We start from the raw sequence: 18,982 nt of genomic DNA on the forward strand, positions 1-18,982 counted from the left end.
GCGAAACATTGTCGCCTCGTCGAAGAGAGATTTACGCTCTTGCGAACCGCGTATGAATATGTAGCCTGCGTAAGTCAGTATTTCGCCAGGCGAAAAAATCCATGGACCGCATAGATGCAATGAAGGTCTTCGTTTCCGCACTGGACGAAGGAAGCCTTGCCGGAGCAGCACGGAAGCTCGACAGATCCCCCGCCGCTATAACCAGAGCGATCACGTTTCTCGAGTCTCACGTCGGAGTGCAGCTTCTCCACCGAACGACCAGGACAATGAAGCTGAGCGAGGCTGGGGAACGCTACGCGGCCGCCTGTCGCCGCGTCCTGACAGATCTTGAAGAGGCCGACCTCCTCGCAGCCGGCGAAACCAAGGCTCCTCGCGGCGTTCTTACAGTAACAGCGCCACTTATAAGCGGCGTCGGAATTCTCCGGCCGATCCTCGACGAGTTTCTCGACCAATACCCCGAAGTAAAGGCAAGGCTGCTTCTACTGGACCGAACGGTCAGTCTGGTAGACGAGGGAATAGATGTCGGTCTTCGCATTGCGCATCTAACCGACTCGAACATGGTTGGCATCCGCGTGGGAGAAGTGCGACGCGTGCTCTGTGCCGCGCCATCCTACCTTGAACAGAATCCCACGATCAAAAGTGTCGCCGATCTAACCGAACATAGTTGCGTTGCTCTCGCGCAGTTCGGACAGGATAGCTGGTCGTTCCCGGCATCGCAGAACGGCGGCGCGCAACGACTCGTTCATATCACTCCGAGGCTAGTGATCAACGGCGTCGCGGGCGTGATAGATTCAGCGGTAGCTGGGTATGGCGTTACCCGCGTGTTCTCGTATCAGATCGCCGACCATGTAGAGCGGGGCGAACTTAGGATCATCCTGAGAGACGACGAGCCCGCTCCTTTGCCGGTGCACCTCGTTGCACCAGAGGGACGCTTGTCCGTCCCGAAAGTGCGCGCATTCGTAGATCACGCGGTTCCTCGGTTGAGGGCCGAATTTTCCCGAAGATCGAAACTCTGCAATTAAAAAGGCGGCCTTTCGCTCGGGGGCGGACGAGCCGAGCGAAAGGCCGCGAGTGCCATGGCTTGGCGTCCATGGCAGGGGGAACCCAACGTCGACTATGAGGAAATCGGCGTGGTGACAGTATTAGTAGCTGATAGACACCATACCTTCTTGGATCTCGCGGAGCTTTTTTGAAGATTTCGGACCATTAGCGAGCGGAAGTTCCAACAAATCGGCTGAATTCTTCCAGATATTCCAGTAGCTGAAGTCTTGCCTTCTCGTCGGCAAGGCGACCGGCTGGATCGAATGCGTGCTGCGCGCGAGAAAGCAGAAAGCGACTTCTGGTAAAGATGTTCGTCTGAAGTGCTCGAAGCACCGGGAGCCAAGCCGTCTGGCTATTGATCGTGCCGAACCCCGTCGCCGATGCGCCGAGGATTCCGGTTGGCCTTCCTCTGAAAACGCGGTGTGCATCCGCATCCGGGGAGCTAAGCCAGTCGATCGCGTTCTTGAATACTCCGGGAAGGGAGTTGTTGTACTCGGGAGTGAAAAGCAGCAATCCATCCGCGCTCGCGATCAGGTCTTTCAACGCGGCAACTTTCGTGGGCGCAGCAATTTTTTCCTCGTCCGTGTTGTAGAGGGGAATGCCGTTAATTGTCTCCGGGATGATCGTCATTCCTTCCGGAGCAATCGAAACGGCTTCCCTCATCAAGGCTGTGTTGTACGACCCTGCCCTCAAACTACCTGATATTGCGATGATTTTCATGGTGCTCTCCTTTTGCTGTAACCAGGTCTAGCTGCGTTCGGCCACCCGGTCTTGGACGTGAGCCCCCCGCTTGGCATGCTCGGACGATGTTGCGAGATCGCCGTCGAACTGCGCGTTACTCGTCTGGTTCAACGATGTGGGATTCCGTTCAATATCAGCTCGATTTCAAGCGGTATCGCGGATTCACAATGCAGCCGACCTCAATAAGCGCGTCTAGGACAGATCCGAGATCAAATCTCGGAACACCGCGCCAGTCCGGTTTGCGAGCGAGTCGTCAGGAGGCGTAGGGATGGTTCCCCCCGCAAAAACAATCACTCTCCCAAGCAGATTTCGAGCCGCAGAAACGTTTGCCAGGCTCGAGCGCGCGGTCATCGACCAGGGACTGTGGGTTTTTGCAAAGCTCGATTTCACTGCTGACGCCGCCGAGGTGAACTTGGACCTGGGACCCACATTCGCAATTCTCATCGGGAACCCGCGAATGGGAACGCAGCTCTTGCTGGAGAACCAGCTGGCGGCTCTCGAGTTGCCCTTGAAGATCTTGGTATGGACCAACGCACGCGGGGAAACTTGGATCGCATATGACGACCCCCTGCACATTTCCCAACGTCACGCGGTCGACGTCACCGGCGAAAAGGCGATCACCAAAATGCAGCGGGTCCTCACGCGTGTGACCCAGATGGCGGCCGGCGATATCGAATGGTCAGAAATCGAAACGCGATAACGGTCTCCGGTGCGGACGAGACATCCGAAAGCTCCACTTTCTACTCACTGAAGGATACATCAATGAACCGAAACCAAGTCGAGCAGAGGCGCGAAGCGCCGCTCAACACGCCAACGGAGCTCTTGTCGAACGCGGTAACCGACCTCGCTGCGGCGTTGAACGGTCTGTTGGCTGATACCTTTGCGCTGTACCTGAAAACAAAGAACTTTCACTGGCACGTCTCAGGACCACATTTTCGAGACTACCATCTGATGCTGGATGATCAGAGCGGGCAGCTTTTGCAGATCGTCGACGCCATCGCGGAGCGCGTGCGCAAAATCGGGGGCACGACCCTCAGATCTATCGGTGACATTGCACGTCGCCAGCGGATCGCCGACAATGATGCCGACTTCGTAACGCCATCCGACATGTTGGCGGAACTTCGCGAGGACAATCTCGCCTTTATCGCCAGCCTCAAGCGCGCGCACGAGCTGTGCGACGACCACGGTGACATCGCGACTGCGAGCTTGCTGGAGGGCTGGATCGACGAAGCTGAAGGCCGCGTGTGGTTCCTTTTCGAGGCCACTCGGGGCGCTGATCGGTAGAGCTGGACCGTCGTGAGCACGCTAAGCACCACCGCCTTACCTGTTGTCCCTGTGCAGGCTATGATCACGCAAAGCAACGAAGAGGTCATCCGCTTTGCGACCCAAGGCCATGAATCGGGGACCACATCTGCGTTGGTAGCGCTCGTTGAGATCCGAGGAGGAGCCCCGCGCCCTCTCGGCTCACTGTTGGCGGTGCGTGAAACCGGGCTTTATTGCGGCTATATCTCGGGCGGGTGTGTCGAAGCAGCCGTTGCAACGGAAGCGATCGCCGCGATCCACGCTGGGCAAGACCGCATGCTCAAATTCGGCGAGGGGTCACCCTTCTTCGATATCGTCCTGCCGTGTGGCGGCGGAATCACCGTTGCGATCCATATCGTTCGTGACGCGAAGCCGTTGAGAACGGTCCTTGCCGAACTCAACGCACGAAGGTGCGCGTCGCTGGACTACGATGCTCGCCTGCAATCCTTGACCGCGGTGTCTGACATCCAGAGTGTCGGCTGGACCGGTGACGTGTTCCGCGTCCGGTTCCGCCCCAAGTGCCGCGTGGTTGCAGCTGGCCGGTCGATCGAGGCAGACGTTACCGCAAGGGTTCTGCAATCATCCGGATACGAGGTGATTTCAACGGGGCTGAGGGATGAGCTTGATTTGAACTGCATCGACCCGGATACCGCATTCATCACGCTCTCACATGACCTGGAAAACGAAGTTCCGCTGCTCGCCCGGGTCTTGAGCTCCACGATACCATTCTACCTCGGTGCATTGGGGGGAAAGCGGACGCACGCGCGTCGAAGCGAGATGCTACGCAGTCTCGGGTGCTCAGATATGGATATTAACCGGATCGTGGCTCCCATTGGCCTACTGCCACAAGCCCGAGATGCAAGTACGTTGGCCATTTCGGTTGCAGCCGACATCGCAGCTTCGCGGCACGCTCTCGTCCACATATGACCGAATCCCCAATCCCTTACATCCCGCGTCGCGCATGCCTCCATGCGGCAGGTGTTAGGCCAGTGGCGGCGGAGAATGTGCGCGTGAAATGGCTCTGATCGGCGAAGCCACATTCCTCTGCGACCTCGCGAAGCGACAACCTTGCCTCAAACAAATGGGCCTTCGAGATCTCGATCCTTTGGTTCTTTGCCCACTTCGCCGGAGACATTCCCGTCGTCCTCTCAAAGGCCTTTACAAACCTCACGGGTGTGAGGCCGACCTGCTCGGCTATATCGTCGGTGTTAACCGCATTAGCAGGCATCAACGAGAGCATCTCCTTTGCACGCTTCAGCCGATCAGGGCTGAGAATCTCGCCCAGCTGTTCCCAGGCGTTTTGCTTTCCACCGTAGTTCTGCATCACGTGCCATGCCGCTGCGGACGTCATGTGATCGAAGAGAAAGCGATCTGTGATGTCCGAAGGATCAAGTGCCGGAAGCATCATGGCGGCAAGTCTATTTAGGGTTTCGTCGACGTGTCCCGCTTTCGCGTGCAATGAAAGGGACGACGATCCGCCCTCGGCCTCGAGCATGCGACCAAGCGAAGCCTTCGAAAAATAGAACATGACTCTATCGAAGGGCTGGGGAAGATACCCGACAGGGTCGTTTTCGAGGTCAATGATTGTGACGCTTGCAGTTTGCAAGGATTGTTTAACGACAAGCGTCTCGCCGTACCACAGCTCGTACAGGGGCATTTGACTCATCTGAGTCATGACGAGAAATGCGTCTTCGCTAGCGATGCGGTCGGTTAGGCCGATACCGCTTGAAATTGCCTTTTGGCGCATTACCGAGTTTGTGCCGTCACTGACAACGAAGGTCTCAAGTGATGACTGCTTGGAGTCGATAAATCTTCCCCAAGCACGTTTTCCAAAGGTCGCCGCGGGCGATACATCCGACATCGTTGCGCTCCGAGTTTCTTCAAACGCGGATATGTAAACTTTGGGAGCCGGCGGCTTCCATCTATACGCGAGTATGGGACACCGAATATCTGGACTAAATCAGTTCGCCGGTTAGAAACTGGGCTCGTCCCATACCGAACGACCAGTCTTCGTCGCTGTTAGTTACAATTGTTACGATCAGGTCTTCTGGTCGGATACCCATGTGCGCGGCGAGTTTACTTGCGATGGACGCGTAGAGGGCTTCCTTTTTATGGCGTTCGCGTTGTCGCGAGACGATCTCAACCAGAACCCGCCGTGCGGAACGAACGAGGCCTAATCCGGTATCGAGAGCCTTGAACGAATCGGGCGCATATTCCGACAGCAACTGATAGCGATCAGTCTCGGGAACTTCGAAGCTTTGCACGACGGCTTCGTGGATAAGGTCGAGAAGGGTTTCCTTCTGGCGGGCAGGCCATCCAGCGGTAATGTGAACTTTGATGAGAGGCATAATTGGGTCCTTTGACGTTGATGTGCGTCTACTCAAAGAACCGCTAGGCGTTCGCATCTAGAGCAAACACCGTGTCCGTAGAACATTTCCATCAAATCAAAACGGTCGGGTGATATTCGCCGCCCGCTCCTGGGACACGCCGCTCCATCCAAGTCGCTCCCCTAGATTCCTGCGGTAGCGAGTCGCTCAATCCCCTGCTACGCAGCTCTCAGCCAAAGCTTTAGGACTGTCATGCAACTCAAGATGCCAACGCCGAACGGCGGCTTAGCCATTGAAGCTGTTCCCGGAAAGCCGATCATTTTCTTGGGACCAAATGGAACAGGCAAAAGTAGGCTCGGAATCTATCTTGATGATCTCGACAGCTCGAGCCCCTCACATCGTATCAGTGCCCAGCGCTCTCTCGAGCTCCCTGATGAGATATTCACCGATAGATACGACCGCGCCATCGAAATGCTTCGCCGAGATAAAAGCGTTAAAAGAACGCGAACCTCTCCGGGATCGATGGAATTCGACTACGATCAACTCCTGATCGCGCTATTTGCTGAACGACGCCGAGCACTCGAACAAGCACACGAAAAATCTCAGGGGAAGACAAAATCGGTCCGGCCGGTTACGGCAATCGACAGACTTCAGCTTCTTTGGACGGAGCTTGTACCCCATCAGAAATTGCAGTTCTCCGAGTCAACGGTGCTGGCGCTGAGGACGGACTATCACGATGAGGCCTACGAAGCGTCAGAGATGAGCGACGGTGAAAGGTTCGTACTTTACCTATTAGGACAAGTACTTCTCCTTGAGCACGCTGGTCTCATCATTGTGGATGAACCCGAGCTTCACATGAGCCGCGCGCTTTTGGGGCGTCTTTGGGACCTGGCCGAGCAATGCCGTCCCGATTGCGCTTTCATTTATATAACGCACGACATCGACTTCGCGTCGACCCGGCGGAATGCTCAGATGTACGCGGTATTGAATTACATGCCACCGACATACGAAGAAGTGCGCGTTCGAACTCGCACCAAGCTCGTTGAAGCGACCCCGCCGATTTGGACAATCCACGCACTTCCGTCAATCACGGATTTGCCGCGCGACGTGTTGGTGCGCATGGTGGGCAGCCGCAAGCCCATACTCTTTGTCGAGGGTAAAGCCGGCGGGCTGGACGAACTCCTGTACAAGTCTGCATACAGCGATTTCACGGTAATAGCGACTGGCTCGTGCGCCCAGGTGATCCAACTCGTCCGCAGTTTTCGTGGGCAGAGTTCCCTGCACTGGCTTCACTGCGCTGGGCTCGTCGATCTCGATAATCGGACGACGGACGAGTACGGAGCAATAGATGACGCGATCTATGCCCTCCCGGTTCAAGAGGTCGAAAATCTTTTGCTGGTTTCCGAGGTCTTCCTCGAGCTGGCAAAAGCCCTGTCCTTCGATGCCGACGACGCTGCTCGTCAACTCGAACGTCTCAAGATTGACGTACTTTCGTCCGCAGCAAGAAGAGCGGACGCCATCAGCCTCAAATACACAAGTCACCGCATTTGGGAAGCAGGTAAATCTATAGGATTGAAAGCGCAGACAATCGAAGAACTGGCAAAGCTACACTCCGACATAACCGCTCGTACGGATCCTACCGCAATTTACAACGACTTCAGAGCAAGCTTCGAGGCGGCACTCACCGAGCGCAATTACACAAAAATTCTCGCCTTGGACGACAACAAAAACGGCCTGCTCGATCTGCTCGGTAAGTCTTTGGGTTTGCAAGGAAGATCGGCGATAGAGAGCTTTATCACCAGAACGTTAAACTCGCCAGCAGGCGCGGGGCTCGTCCAGGCGCTGAGGTCTCAATTGCCGGGGATCGACGCAACGGCGCTTTAATTAATATCTCAAACCAAATTCCCCCAGACAGCCGTCATAGAAATTCTTTCGCGGCACGATAAAGAAATTGTGCGCTCACTGACGCCGCATACTCCTGAAAATCGTCGTCCTTTTTCTCGTCAGCGAAGTCGCTAACTCCCTTGATTACGAGGAATTTGGGGCGTGGTCGGGCACTTCCTTGCGCAGCTGCAGCTACCGAGTAAACCTCCATATCGACACCTAAGATTCCGCGATGTTGATCAAGCAGGGCGTCGAATGCTGGCTTGTGAGCAACGACGGCTGCGCCTGAGACAAGTGGACCAACGTGCGCAGTCAGATCGGTTCTCGGCCTGTTGCCGCTAGCAGAACGACGGACCTCACTGAGAAGAGCGCCGTCCTTCGCAAGCATCTTCATCAAAGACGCAGTGTCTGGGTCAAGATCCAACTGGTGCGGCGAGGGCAAAAATTTAGGTTCGCCATCCACCGAAACCACCTTGCCGCTTCCCCAGTCCCATGTGGGCTCCGCGATGATCAGGTCTCCGATGCTGACCTTGTCCGCTCTGCCGGCGCAAATTCCGACCATGGCCAGATATCTCGGCCGAAACTGATGGATAATCTTGGCGCTTAGGATTGCGGAAGCCGCAATACCCATCCTCGGTGCAGCGGCAGCAATTATGCTCTTCGTGCCATTCTGCGTGTTCAATGTACCAGATTGATAACGAGTTTCGTCATGCTGCAACCGAAGCGGCTCCCAGCTCAAAGGCAGACGTAGAACCGCTTCAAATTCCACGGTATCGAGTGCGGTGATGATCGCAAGATCGCACCCGTAAGTTTCACCATCGCTAAAATTACGGGAGCGGTTTGCCGCTTGGATGTAATTCACTTTGACTGAAAGCTGAGAAATCCACTGATCAGACGCCTCGCTGTAGTGAACCAGGGACCACAGCTGGTCTTGAAAAGTCGGTCCAAATTCGGCGACCACATCTTCAAAGGCGGTAAGCCCGACGATGTAGGTCGGGCGACGTAGCTGGCTCTCGCGTCCAAGTTCTCGGAGCAGATCAAGTCCCCCGCCTCTTCGGCTGACCTCTCCGAGACGTCGGGGAATATTTACGTCCAGGAGCATCAAATCGAACTGAGTGCGTCTCAAGTGCTCGAAAGCCGGCGCGGCAGCGATTACATGCGTGATCTCGTCTGCTGACACGCCGGCTTGCTCCAAAACGGCATGCACGCGATTGTATTTTTCATTGTTATCTTCGACGACCAGCACTTTCAATTTTCTATCTCCGTAGGAAAGCGATCGCCAATCAAGGTTCTCAACTGGCCCTTCCAATTGTCGGCATTCGAGCGGTAGTGGACGATGCCCAGATAATCCGGAAATCGCGATCGCAGTTCGGCTTCCAACTCCGCCAACGTCATGGCCTCCGACTCCTCGCCAAAGCGGCCGAATTGCGTGAGGACGATGACCGGGAGATGAACACCCTCTCTGAGAAGCTGCCTCAGTATTTCGCGCCCAGCAAAGGGGTGAGGACGTCCACCATCGTCTTGAACGGATCGGTCAAAGTTTGTCATGGTCATGTCGAGCAGCAGAAGGTCAAAGGACTGCTCAAGCGCGGCTCTGAGCCCCGTCTGGAACGATCGTGCGATGTTGGTACTTTCCGGGCGATAGGTCGCCGTCATGAACTCCGACACCCGGCTTGCCTTTTCTTCGTCATCCTCGACTATCAGAAGCTTCATTTAAGATTCCTCCGGTGGGAAGTAGTATCTCGACACTGAACTCGTTGTCCGCAGCGGCGACGTAAAGGTCGTGATCTCTGCGCAGATCGGTTCGCAGAAGCTTCCAGATCTTAGGATATCCAGACCCGCCCTCTTCCGATAGCAACTCCATTGCTCTTGCTTGACCGTAGTCGCGATTGATCTCGTCGACGCGCTTTCGCAGCTCCGTTCTGTCGTGATCCTCAGGCAAGTCGTTAGTCGCCTTGATGAAAAGATAGCCATCTCGGACCTCGACCGTCATGGAGATGCGCAACGTAGATCGATTCCTGGCTCCATGTGTTGCGGCGTTATCCAGGATCAGGAAGAACAGCCTCACGAAGATTGGCAGGCACCAACCGTTCATGACAATTTCGCGGTCCGACTGATAATTCTCACTGATAGAGAGATTTCTGAAGTACGTCTTGACCGTGTTCATACCGGCTTGAAACGCGATCGCAAGATCGAAATCCTGATACTCGTGATTGCTTGAAAGGGTAAACCAGCTAGCTACGCGATCGATGGCGGCGCGCATCTCCGTTTGAACCAACGTGATAGCATGGTCGAGATCAGGCAAAGCCTCCCCGAGTCCCTCGGCCGTCAGATCCTGGCTGAAGTTAGTCAGGCATTCGATCAACCCAGATAAGACGGAGGTCGTAAGGGCGAACCGGACCTGGACAAGGTTTCTTTGAGTACCGTCCCAGAAGACGGCAAAAACAGCGTCTACGAATTCGTCGAAGCTCTCCTTCGAGGACCATGTCGTAGCGTCTCCCGCCATGATCACTGAATCGGACAACGTGTATTTGAATAAGCCTTCCGGAGTCGCCTCGGACTGTATTCGGAGAAGTTGACGGTTTAGCCGGTCGATCTGGTCGTCGATCTTTCCGGAGAACCGATCTAGGAGGTCGGAGAGCCGTTGTCGCGCGGAAATGTCGGCTTCGTCAAGTCTCTCCAGCCAAAACTTGTTTTGGAGATACGAACCCTTATCGGTGTCCTTGTTGGTAATAAGATTTCGGGCGAGGAGAGGCCCTCGAATCTCTCGTTCGACGTAGCCGTGTCTGATATTGGTGCTGAGGTTTGAATTCAGTCCGAACTCCTTGTTCATCGTGAATTCGTCCCGAAGCGTGTAAATCATGCGCTTCAATATCGCGAACCGCTCGGTCGGGTTCGTTATGATGATGGTTCTTACCGGGTCGGTCTTTTCGCTTCGAACCTGTTCGAGAATGTCCAACAGCGTCTGCTCGAGTCCTTCGTTCATCAGTCGATAGCGATTCCAATCGTCGCGCATCGTCACGTCGATCGAACGACGTATCCCTTCCACGTTCACGTAGATCTTGCTTTGATCGAGACGAAGGGTCGTATCTCGTACGACCTGCTTCGTCCTGATTTCTCGAAGCTCGTCTTTAATTGCGGCCGGAGCCTTGCCTGCAGTGAGTTCACTAATCAGCAGCAAAATTGCGACACGCTCGTCTTCCACGGCGCGAGAAGTCTCAAGAGCGAGCGATTGATCGAGAACGTCAGGAACACCGACGAACCGTAGAAAATAGACGAGCTCGGGCACGGCGAAACGGTCGAGAACCTGGTCGAGTTCAGAGGCCTTGCGTACACCGTTAGCTCGAAGGACATCCTTGAAAGCGTCAGCTTTCTCCGCATCGTATTGTGATGAGAAGAGGCGCGAAAAAACATCAAAAACGATCGCGACGCTTAGTTTTCCCCGAGTGGGCGACGAAGAAAGCGGCTGGTCATGCCATAGCAGCAGTTCGGTTACCAACTCCCGGATCGGCAAGATCGCTCCGAAAAATCCGGAGCGAACCAACAATGTCGCCGTGATATCCGCCATCTGCGGGATTTGGCGATTTTGCCAGTAAGCGTTCGCCTGAAGCTTCAGTGCCTCCAGCTGGATGTTTCGTGGACCACTACGGGTCGATTGCTCTTCCAGCTTTTGAATTGCTTCGGCAACCTGTCGACGTCGGAGCAGAAAGATAGCATCGTCGACGCCGCTGCCGTTTTCAGGAGCCGTAGTCTGACTAAGGTCACAAAGCCGTGCCAGTAATTCGACATTGAGGCTTCGGGGGTGATTTAACAAATTCCGCTGGATCGCCCGTTCTCGCGCCGGCCCGGCGGGAAGTGTAAGCACAAGCGCGGCATGTTCGACGGTGCTTCGAAGACCAAGAACTGTTTGCACGTGAGTAGGCTCGAGAATTCTTTCATCGTGCGATTGGCGTTCCAGAATTAGTCGGAGCGACGCGGCCCAAGTCGCGTTACATGATGAGAGGATAATCTTCTGCAGCCGGGCACGCGCCTCAACCCCCTCCTCACTGAAATCCAGTATGGCTCCGAGGTCGGCTTTGATATCGTGAAACGGACTTTTGCTTTCAATTTCTGTAGAAGGCTGCTCCTCGGAACTTCGTAGCATCATTCTCGATCGCAGGAAAATTTCCAAGACTTCAATCGGGCTGCTCGATTGAGAGCCGAAGGCCGCGGCAATCTCTGCATGCTGGCCATTGATGTAATCGTTCTGTAGGGCGAGAACATGATGATCCAAATCGATTTCGATGTCCGCGCCGAAAGCACGAGCTATCCGATGAAGCTGCAGGTCTGGCAGGTGCTCGCAAAGGTCTGCAAGTATGCTCCTGAGATGTTCCTCTGCCCAGGATTCCAAAGTGGCACTCGCGAAGAGGCACTGCAAAGTTACTAGAAATACTTGATACCGATCGACCAGTGGAAGGACGTCGCTGTAATTGAGCATTTCCGCAGCGCCGTTTTGATCTATCTGCGGATATCGGCCGTTAAGTGCGAAAACAAGATCAGCAATCGGCGAAGGCTGCTTCGCCATCTCTTCCATTAGGCGTTCAACTTCACCGGCGGACACCCCTGCGCCGGTGCGATAGACATACCAGCTGATGATATAGTTGTAGAGAGCCGGATTCTCAGGCTGCCAAATAGCCTGGGTGTATCGACTCTTGCTGGCCGGCGCGCCGACAAGATCGAAAAGTCCGATGCGGTTCTCTACCAACCAAGCGGATTGGCCGAACAACGATTCCGCTTGAGTGAGGAGGCTTTCGAGTGCCCCAATTTCCCCGTGGAGAAAGGCCAGATCGACACGATCTCGAAGCTGCACGAACGACTTGATCTCCGAGGAATACGCTTTCACAAGGCTCGCTAACCAAGCGAACTCGCTCAAAAACGCCCCTATGTTGTGGAAGCCCTGTTTGGGTAACTCCGACGCTTTCTTCGGGAAAGGCGTCGGCAGCGCAAGGCCACGATATGCGGGGTGTCTAGCGAACATACCAGCAAGGCGATAGATCCTCGCCGGATGCTGCTCTAGCCGAAACCGTTTGAGACCCAGAGCAGTGTTCCCTTGGTTTCTGATCTTGGCTCTCACGCTTTCGAATTCGTCGACCGCTGTCGTGTTTCGCCGCGCTTTGGTGGCTCTCTGACTCAATTCCAACTCCCGAATCGGGACCCAGCCCCGACAATCAGGAGAATCTACAAACCGCAACCCAAGGTGCAACGTCGAACGATTTCTAACTGCAAACCTTACCGAACATTTTTTGGACTTTTAGCTCGCAGCCAAATCTTATGGGATTACCTATTGATCCAGGCGCGGCCCGCTAAGGGAAGCTTGCGCTTTTTTCGATCCACCAATTTCACGATCACGAGGCCCTACGAATAATCCGGACACCCAATCTACAAACAACCTCACCGTAGGCGATAGATGCCGGGATGTTGGGTAAAGGACCGAAATCGGAACTTCGTCGGTCGCGTATTGCGACAAGACCTCTACCAAACTTCCATCCTTTAGATGCGGCTCGACGATATAGTCGGCTAGCCGGATAATTCCGAGACCATCCAGGCCTAGCCTCAAATACGCTGAGGTCTCGTTCACAGCTATCTCGCTCTTCACGGGAACGGTTTCAAGCAACTGTCCTTCAATTCCGTAAGCCCATCGCTCCTGGCCCGGGCTTCCAGAAAAGTATCCCACCACGGCGTGCTCGGTGAGATCGGTAGGCGTCTCCGGCACGCCCTGTTTTGCAAGGTAGGCCGGGGCGGCACAGGTGATCCAACGGTAGGAACCGATCTTTCTCGCGATGAGGCTGGAATCCCCAAGCGAGCCGGTTCGGATGACGCAGTCTACCCCCTCCTGAATCAAATCCACCCGTCTGTCATTTAGGCCCAGCGCGATTTCGATGCCCGGGTATTCTTTCCTAAATTCAGCGATCCGAGGCAAGATGACAGATGTCGCGATAGACCCCGGCATATCGACCCTCAGCCGGCCCTTTGGGGCCTTGAGACTATGGCGCAGGCTCTGCTCGGTAGCCTCCACTTCAGATAGGATTTGACTGCACCGTTCGTAGTAGGCCCGACCGTCTTCAGTCAGGCCCAAGCTACGAGTTGTTCGTTGAAGCAGGCGAACGCCGAGATACTTCTCCAACCTTTGTAAGGTCATCGTGACGGAGGAACGAGGCACCCCAAGGGTTTGAGCAGCTTTCGACAGGCTACCCGTCTCCGCGACTCTGACGAAAACCTCCATTGCTTTCAGCCGATCCATCCACCACTCCGATTAAAACTCCGCTGTATCCGGGTCAGGACCTCGTCTACCGGTCGCGCTATCAAGGGCACGAATAGCCTCCATGTCATCGGGGTCCAGTGAAAAATCATAGAGAGCGATGTTTTCGCGCACGTGGAGCCTGTTGACGGAGCGTGTCAAGGGGACCAGACCCTCCTGCAGATGCCAGCGTAAAACCACCTGCGCGGGCGTCTTCCCATGTTTGAGAGCTACTCGTTGGATCACAGGCTCCTGGATTGAAGGAACGCCATTCTTCCACATTCCAAGCGGCGACCAGGATTCCGTGACGATCCCATGCCGGTCATGAAACCGCCTCACTTCCTTTTGCTGGAATCGAGGATGCAGCTCGATCTGGTTTACTGCCGGCACGACACCAGTTTCCCCGATAAGCCTGGCGAGTTGCTGAACCGAGAAGTTCGAAACGCCAATCGATTTGATCAGCCCCTCTCGCTTGAGATCAATAAGTGCTTCCCAGGTCTCGACGTAAAGATCCCTGACGCGAGACGGCCAGTGCAGCAGATATAGATCGATTACGTCGGTACCGAGTCTGCGAGTGCTTTCAGCGAATGCCTTTATCGTGGTGTTTCGGCCGTGGTTCGTGTTCCAGACCTTGGTAGTGAGGAAGAAGCTGGAGCGAGGCAACTCCGAGCGTCGAAGTGCATTTCCGACTTCTGTCTCGTTGTAGTAGGCCTCGGCGGTATCAATGGAACGGAAACCGGCTGAGATTGCCGTAGTGACAGCCTCTTCAGTCTGTTCCGGCGGGACCTGCCAGACACCGAACCCGATCGAAGGTATCCGGTGTCCATCCCGCAGCACGTGCGTATCTTTGGAGTTCATTCGTAAGCCCTCATTTTAGTTTCGGACCTCCAAATGGTCTCACCCGGCGCTGAACTCAAGGTATTATTGTTCATCTAATTTGAACATATCTGTCGATAAGAGCGCCATCCCGATTGAATTCTTGAACCGCCATATTCGCCTCATCCAACAATCATGAGGCATAAAATGTCCATCGAGCTAAAGCATGTAATCGTTCCGGTCGCGTCGGCGATGGTCCTCGCAGGAGGCTTCACCTGGCTGGGATTTAAGGACGCCAAACCTGCCCGAGCGCAAGAATCCGCCTCCGCTCCAAACGTGGAGGTTAGCCTCGCGCGGAAAGAGCAGATCACCGAGTGGAAATCCTTCTCGGGCCGAATTGAGGCAGTGGATGAGGTTGAAGTGAGGCCGTTGGTCTCAGGAGCAATCACCGCAATTCACTTCAGCGATGGCGACCTCGTCAAGAAGGACGCTCCGCTCTTTACAATCGACCAAGGTCCATATCGCGCGGAGCTCGATCGGGCTCTCGGTGAGCAAGCCGCGGCTGAGACCGCTGCGGAGTTTGCCCGTACGGATTTCGAGAGGGCGGAGAAACTCGTGCGAACAGCAGGCCTTTCTCAGCGCGACTTCGACCTTCGGAAACAGGCGATGCAGGAGAATGTCGCAAAGTTGCTGATCGCGAATGCGGCGGTGGCCTCTGCCAAGATTAACCTCGATCGTACGGTCATCAGGGCTCCGATCGAAGGGCGCGTCTCCAGAGCCGAGCTTACCGTGGGGAATGTTGTTCAAGCGGGCAATATGACCGCGCCGCTGACACGGATCGTATCGGTCTCCAAAGCATATGCGGCGTTTGACGCGGATGAGCAGAGTTATCTCACGTTCATGAAAGGACGGAACGGTCACCCGGTGGAGGTTCAGCTCGGCCTCGCTGACGAGGGTGAGTTTCCTCGCCGAGGCATAGTCGTGTCCGTCGACAACAGTATGGACGTCAAGACGGGAACGATCCGTGTTCGAGCACTCTTCGACAATTCAGACGGCGTTCTGATCCCGGGACTATACGCAAAGATCAGAATGCCCGCGGGCTCTCCCTCCGAAGCCGTCCTCGTTTCTGCGAAGGCAATCGGGACGGACCAAGACAAGAAGTACGTGTTCGTCGTCGATGACAAGAACACGGTTTCGTACCGGGAGATATACCTCGGCTCTGAACAGGGCACCTATCGAATAGTCCGTCAGGGCCTTGCCGAAGGCGACCGGGTGGTGGTCGCCGGCGCGCAAGCTGTCCGTCCCGGCGAGACTGTCACGGTTGAGCAAAGCGATGGAGACAACCAATGAATATCTCGCGATTCTTCATCGACCGCCCCATATTCGCGGCAGTCCTTTCTGTCGGGATTCTGCTTGCGGGTATCCTCGGTCTGACCCAGCTGCCGATCTCGGAATACCCCCCGGTGGTCCCTCCCTCTGTTGTTGTCCATGCGCAATACCCTGGAGCCAATCCCAAGGTAATGGCAGAAACCGTAGCCGCCCCGCTCGAAGAATCGATCAACGGGGTCGAAAACATGCTCTATATGCAATCGCAGTCGAGCAACGACGGCCACATGTACATCACCGTGACTTTCAGACTTGGGACTGACGCCGACAAGGCTCAACAGTTCGTTGAGAACCGCGTCTCGCAAGCTCTGCCTCGGTTGCCGGAGGATGTTCAACGGCTTGGCGTCACAACGATCAAAAGTTCCCCGAACATCACGCTGGCAGTCAACCTGACGTCGCCGAACCACCGCTATGACATCAATTACCTAAGCAACTTCGCCATCCTCAAGGTGAAGGACCAGTTGGCCCGTATCCCCGGCGTAGGCCAGGTGACGTTGTGGGGTCCTGGCGGCTACGCGATGCGTGTCTGGCTCGACCCGGAAAAGGTGGCAACACGCGGTCTGACCGCCACGGACGTCGCCGACGCGATCCGCGGGCAGAATATCCAGGTCGCAGCGGGTGTCGTCGGAGCGGCACCAAGCACGAACGACGCAGAACTCCAGATGTCGATCAATGCGAAAGGAAGGCTTCAGACTCCGGAAGAGTTCGGCGACATCGTCATCAAGGCTTCGGCGGATGGTGCAATCACGCGCCTACATGACGTTGCACGCGTGGAACTGGCCGCGGAATCCTATGGTGTAAGGGCGTTCCTGGACAACGAGCCAGTACTGCCACTTGCCATCATGGAAGCGCCAGGAGCTAACGCGTTGCAGATCGCCGACCAAGTCCAGGCCACCATGGAGGAACTAAAGAAGTCCTTCCCTGAGGGCATCGAATACGGCATGGCGTACAATCCAACCCGCTCGGTACGCGCTAGTATCGACGCCGTCGTTCACACGCTTTTCGAAGCCATCGTTCTGGTCGTAATCGTCGTCTTCCTTTTTCTCCAAACATGGAGGGCATCAATCATCCCATTGCTGGCGGTTCCGATCTCCATTGTGGGTACAGCAGCGGTTCTCCTGGCCCTTGGCTTCTCGATTAACGCGCTGTCCTTGTTCGGTCTCGTGCTGGCAATCGGCATTGTCGTCGATGATGCGATCGTCGTCGTAGAAAACGTCGAACGCAACATCTCCACCGGGCTAAGCCCGCGCGAGGCGACCTATCAAGCCATGCGAGAAGTCAGCGGACCTATTGTCGCCATCGCGCTGGTCCTTGCCGCAGTGTTCCTACCGCTCGCGTTCATGAGCGGTCTGACCGGTCAGTTCTATAAGCAGTTCGCCGTGACGATCTCGGTTTCGACCATTATCTCGGCCTTCAACTCTTTGACTTTGTCACCGGCCATGGCGGCACTTTTGCTGAGGGACCATCACGGGAAGCAAGACTGGCTGACACGTGCCATGCATGCCGTTTTTGGCGGCTTCTTTAAGCTTTTCAATCGCGGCTTCGACAAGGGATCAGAAAGCTATGGGCGAGCAGTAGGAGCGATCGCGGCAAGAAAGCTGATCGTCTCCGTGGTCTATATCGGCCTGATCGCTCTTACCGGCTATCTTATGAACATCGTCCCCGGCGGTTTCGTACCGGGGCAAGACAAGGAGTATCTCGTCAGCTTCACCCAGCTGCCCAACGGGGCATCTCTGGACCGAACGGAACAGATGGCAAAGAAAATGACCGAGATCGCATTGAAGCATCCGGGCGTCGCCCACGCATTCGCCTATCCTGGCGTCTCTATAAACGGGGTAACGAACAGCTCCAGCGCAGCCTTGGGTTTCGTCCTTCTGAAGCCTTTCGACGAGCGGCACGACCCGTCCCTCTCGGCCGATGCGATAGCTGCGGAGCTGAACGCGGAGTTCTCGAAACTAAATGGCGGTTATGCAGCGGTCTTCCCTGCTCCACCGGTCATGGGTCTCGGAACGCTGGGTGGCTTCAAGCTACAGATCGAAGACCGGGCATCACTGGGCTACGACGCACTGTACGAGGCAACGCAGAAGTTCATCAAGAAAGCAAAGGAAGCACCAGAGCTCGGCCCATTGTTCTCTACCTATGAGGTCAACGTACCCCAGCTCGACGTTGATCTGGACCGAGTAAAGGCACTCCAGTTGGGTGTATCGGTCACCGATGTGTTCAACACGCTTCAGGTCTTCATGGGCTCACTGTATGTGAACGACTTCAACAGCTTTGGCAGGGTCTACCAAGTGCGGGTCCAAGCCGATGCAAAATACCGGGCGCATGCCTCCGACATCCTGCAGCTCAAGACACGCAATGCGGACGGTGAAATGGTCCCGCTGGGATCGCTCGTAAATGTAAAGGAGACTTATGGTCCGGAGCTTGTGGTTCGTTACAATGGATATACGGCGGCCGATCTGAGCGGCGGCCCGGCACCTGGCTATTCCAGCGATCAGGCGCAGGCAGCAATTGAAAGAATAGCCGCGGAAACCTTGCCACCGGGGATGTCTTTCGAATGGACTGACTTGACGTACCAACAAATCATCGCAGGTAACTCGGCCCCGATCGTCTTCGGTGTTGGCGTCCTCCTGGTGTTCCTCGTTCTTGCGGCACAATACGAAAGCCTGACGCTTCCACTCGCCGTGATCCTGATAGTTCCGATGGGCATCCTGTCTGCCTTGGCGGGCGTATGGATGATGGGCGAAGACAACAACATCTTCACCCAGATCGGGCTAATCGTGCTCGTTGGTTTGGCTTCAAAGAACGCGATCCTCATCGTCGAATTCGCGCGCGAGCTGGAGCATAGGGGAGCTTCGCCGAGAGAGGCGGCCGTTGAGGCGAGCCGCTTGAGACTGCGGCCGATCCTCATGACTTCAATCGCCTTCATCGCCGGCGTTATCCCGCTGGTGGTGGCCACCGGAGCTGGCGCTGAGATGCGCCATGCGATGGGTGTCGCGGTTTTCTTCGGGATGCTGGGCGTAACACTGTTCGGTCTCGCGCTCACGCCGGTATTCTACGTGGCACTTCGATCGATAGGAAAATCGCGTTCCGCGGACACGGCGCAAGAAGACTCCCGAGAAGGAAAATCGATGGTGGTGAAGCTTCGCCCCTAAAAAATCAATATCATTATCGATGTCGCGGGGCCCCCTTTGCCGCGGCATCGCCT

15 protein-coding genes are annotated in these 18,982 nt (G+C 55.6%); 7 read left to right on the top strand and 8 right to left on the bottom strand.

The window, feature by feature from the left end:
- The first annotated feature begins 101 nt into the window (after positions 1–101).
- Positions 102–1,022: a LysR family transcriptional regulator gene (locus JNB85_RS01485; protein ID WP_220332618.1), complete on the top strand. Its 921-nt coding sequence runs from the start codon at positions 102–104 to the stop codon at positions 1,020–1,022.
- A gap of 184 nt (positions 1,023–1,206) precedes the next feature.
- On the opposite strand, the gene JNB85_RS01490 is transcribed toward JNB85_RS01485, so the two are convergent.
- Positions 1,207–1,761 (bottom strand): NADPH-dependent FMN reductase, encoded by a 555-nt coding sequence (locus tag JNB85_RS01490; protein ID WP_220332619.1) that lies wholly within the window; start codon positions 1,759–1,761, stop codon positions 1,207–1,209.
- 289 nt (positions 1,762–2,050) lie between these two features.
- Between JNB85_RS01490 and JNB85_RS01495 the strand changes: the two genes are divergently transcribed.
- From JNB85_RS01495 to JNB85_RS01505, 3 genes are all read left to right on the top strand, one after another.
- Positions 2,051–2,482 carry a DUF302 domain-containing protein gene (locus tag JNB85_RS01495; protein WP_220332620.1) on the top strand — a complete coding sequence of 144 codons (432 nt, stop codon included), beginning with the start codon at positions 2,051–2,053 and terminating at the stop codon, positions 2,480–2,482.
- Positions 2,483–2,544: 62 nt separating this feature from the next.
- On the top strand, positions 2,545–3,066 hold the full coding sequence (locus JNB85_RS01500) for a Dps family protein (protein ID WP_220332621.1): 522 nt from the start codon (positions 2,545–2,547) through the stop codon (positions 3,064–3,066).
- Positions 3,067–3,126: 60 nt separating this feature from the next.
- Positions 3,127–4,011 carry an XdhC family protein gene (locus tag JNB85_RS01505; protein WP_220332622.1) on the top strand — a complete coding sequence of 295 codons (885 nt, stop codon included), beginning with the start codon at positions 3,127–3,129 and terminating at the stop codon, positions 4,009–4,011.
- A gap of 16 nt (positions 4,012–4,027) precedes the next feature.
- Here the strand turns inward: JNB85_RS01505 and JNB85_RS01510 are convergent, their stop codons facing one another.
- The gene (locus JNB85_RS01510) at positions 4,028–4,945 is read right to left on the bottom strand and encodes a helix-turn-helix domain-containing protein (protein ID WP_220332623.1); all 918 of its coding nucleotides are present in this window, start codon (positions 4,943–4,945) and stop codon (positions 4,028–4,030) included.
- Positions 4,946–5,039: 94 nt separating this feature from the next.
- On the bottom strand, positions 5,040–5,432 hold the full coding sequence (locus JNB85_RS01515; RefSeq protein ID WP_220332624.1) for a tautomerase family protein: 393 nt from the start codon (positions 5,430–5,432) through the stop codon (positions 5,040–5,042).
- 231 nt (positions 5,433–5,663) lie between these two features.
- On the opposite strand from JNB85_RS01515, the gene JNB85_RS01520 reads away from it, so the two are divergent.
- Complete coding sequence (locus tag JNB85_RS01520; protein WP_220332625.1) at positions 5,664–7,295, top strand: DUF4435 domain-containing protein; 1,632 nt, start codon at positions 5,664–5,666, stop codon at positions 7,293–7,295.
- Between the two features lie 34 nt (positions 7,296–7,329).
- Here JNB85_RS01520 and JNB85_RS01525 read toward each other — a convergent pair whose 3' ends face one another.
- From JNB85_RS01525 to JNB85_RS01545, 5 genes are all read right to left on the bottom strand, one after another.
- Positions 7,330–8,541 carry a phosphorylase family protein gene (locus JNB85_RS01525; protein WP_338050303.1) on the bottom strand — a complete coding sequence of 404 codons (1,212 nt, stop codon included), beginning with the start codon at positions 8,539–8,541 and terminating at the stop codon, positions 7,330–7,332.
- Positions 8,542–8,543: 2 nt separating this feature from the next.
- A complete protein-coding gene (locus tag JNB85_RS01530; RefSeq protein WP_220332627.1) occupies positions 8,544–9,008 on the bottom strand; it encodes a response regulator in 465 nt (154 codons plus the stop codon).
- On the bottom strand, positions 8,983–12,468 hold the full coding sequence (locus JNB85_RS01535) for a hypothetical protein (RefSeq protein ID WP_220332628.1): 3,486 nt from the start codon (positions 12,466–12,468) through the stop codon (positions 8,983–8,985). The genes JNB85_RS01530 and JNB85_RS01535 overlap by 26 nt, the downstream gene beginning before the upstream one ends.
- Before the next feature lie 147 nt (positions 12,469–12,615).
- Positions 12,616–13,575 carry a LysR family transcriptional regulator gene (locus JNB85_RS01540; protein ID WP_220332629.1) on the bottom strand — a complete coding sequence of 320 codons (960 nt, stop codon included), beginning with the start codon at positions 13,573–13,575 and terminating at the stop codon, positions 12,616–12,618.
- Between the two features lie 12 nt (positions 13,576–13,587).
- Complete coding sequence (locus JNB85_RS01545; RefSeq protein WP_220332630.1) at positions 13,588–14,430, bottom strand: aldo/keto reductase; 843 nt, start codon at positions 14,428–14,430, stop codon at positions 13,588–13,590.
- A gap of 165 nt (positions 14,431–14,595) precedes the next feature.
- Between JNB85_RS01545 and JNB85_RS01550 the strand changes: the two genes are divergently transcribed.
- Entirely contained in the window at positions 14,596–15,738 is a 1,143-nt protein-coding gene (locus JNB85_RS01550) for an efflux RND transporter periplasmic adaptor subunit (RefSeq protein WP_220332631.1), read from the top strand.
- Entirely contained in the window at positions 15,735–18,929 is a 3,195-nt protein-coding gene (locus JNB85_RS01555; protein ID WP_220332632.1) for an efflux RND transporter permease subunit, read from the top strand. The genes JNB85_RS01550 and JNB85_RS01555 overlap by 4 nt, the downstream gene beginning before the upstream one ends.
- Positions 18,930–18,982 lie beyond the last annotated feature (53 nt).

Origin of the sequence: Rhizobium mesosinicum (assembly GCF_019511345.1) — a bacterium.
GTDB classification, from domain to species: domain Bacteria; phylum Pseudomonadota; class Alphaproteobacteria; order Rhizobiales; family Rhizobiaceae; genus Rhizobium; species Rhizobium mesosinicum.

Excerpts from the sequence above, each read along its gene's own strand:
- JNB85_RS01485 (WP_220332618.1), top strand. The coding sequence starts at position 102 with ATGGACCGCATAGATGCAATGAAGGTCTTCGTTTCCGCACTGGACGAA.
- JNB85_RS01490 (WP_220332619.1), bottom strand. The coding sequence starts at position 1,761 with ATGAAAATCATCGCAATATCAGGTAGTTTGAGGGCAGGGTCGTACAAC.
- JNB85_RS01495 (WP_220332620.1), top strand. The coding sequence starts at position 2,051 with ATGGTTCCCCCCGCAAAAACAATCACTCTCCCAAGCAGATTTCGAGCC.
- JNB85_RS01500 (WP_220332621.1), top strand. The coding sequence starts at position 2,545 with ATGAACCGAAACCAAGTCGAGCAGAGGCGCGAAGCGCCGCTCAACACG.
- JNB85_RS01505 (WP_220332622.1), top strand. The coding sequence starts at position 3,127 with ATGATCACGCAAAGCAACGAAGAGGTCATCCGCTTTGCGACCCAAGGC.
- JNB85_RS01510 (WP_220332623.1), bottom strand. The coding sequence starts at position 4,945 with ATGTCGGATGTATCGCCCGCGGCGACCTTTGGAAAACGTGCTTGGGGA.
- JNB85_RS01515 (WP_220332624.1), bottom strand. The coding sequence starts at position 5,432 with ATGCCTCTCATCAAAGTTCACATTACCGCTGGATGGCCTGCCCGCCAG.
- JNB85_RS01520 (WP_220332625.1), top strand. The coding sequence starts at position 5,664 with ATGCAACTCAAGATGCCAACGCCGAACGGCGGCTTAGCCATTGAAGCT.
- JNB85_RS01530 (WP_220332627.1), bottom strand. The coding sequence starts at position 9,008 with ATGAAGCTTCTGATAGTCGAGGATGACGAAGAAAAGGCAAGCCGGGTG.
- JNB85_RS01540 (WP_220332629.1), bottom strand. The coding sequence starts at position 13,575 with ATGGATCGGCTGAAAGCAATGGAGGTTTTCGTCAGAGTCGCGGAGACG.
- JNB85_RS01545 (WP_220332630.1), bottom strand. The coding sequence starts at position 14,430 with ATGAACTCCAAAGATACGCACGTGCTGCGGGATGGACACCGGATACCT.
- JNB85_RS01550 (WP_220332631.1), top strand. The coding sequence starts at position 14,596 with ATGTCCATCGAGCTAAAGCATGTAATCGTTCCGGTCGCGTCGGCGATG.
- JNB85_RS01555 (WP_220332632.1), top strand. The coding sequence starts at position 15,735 with ATGAATATCTCGCGATTCTTCATCGACCGCCCCATATTCGCGGCAGTC.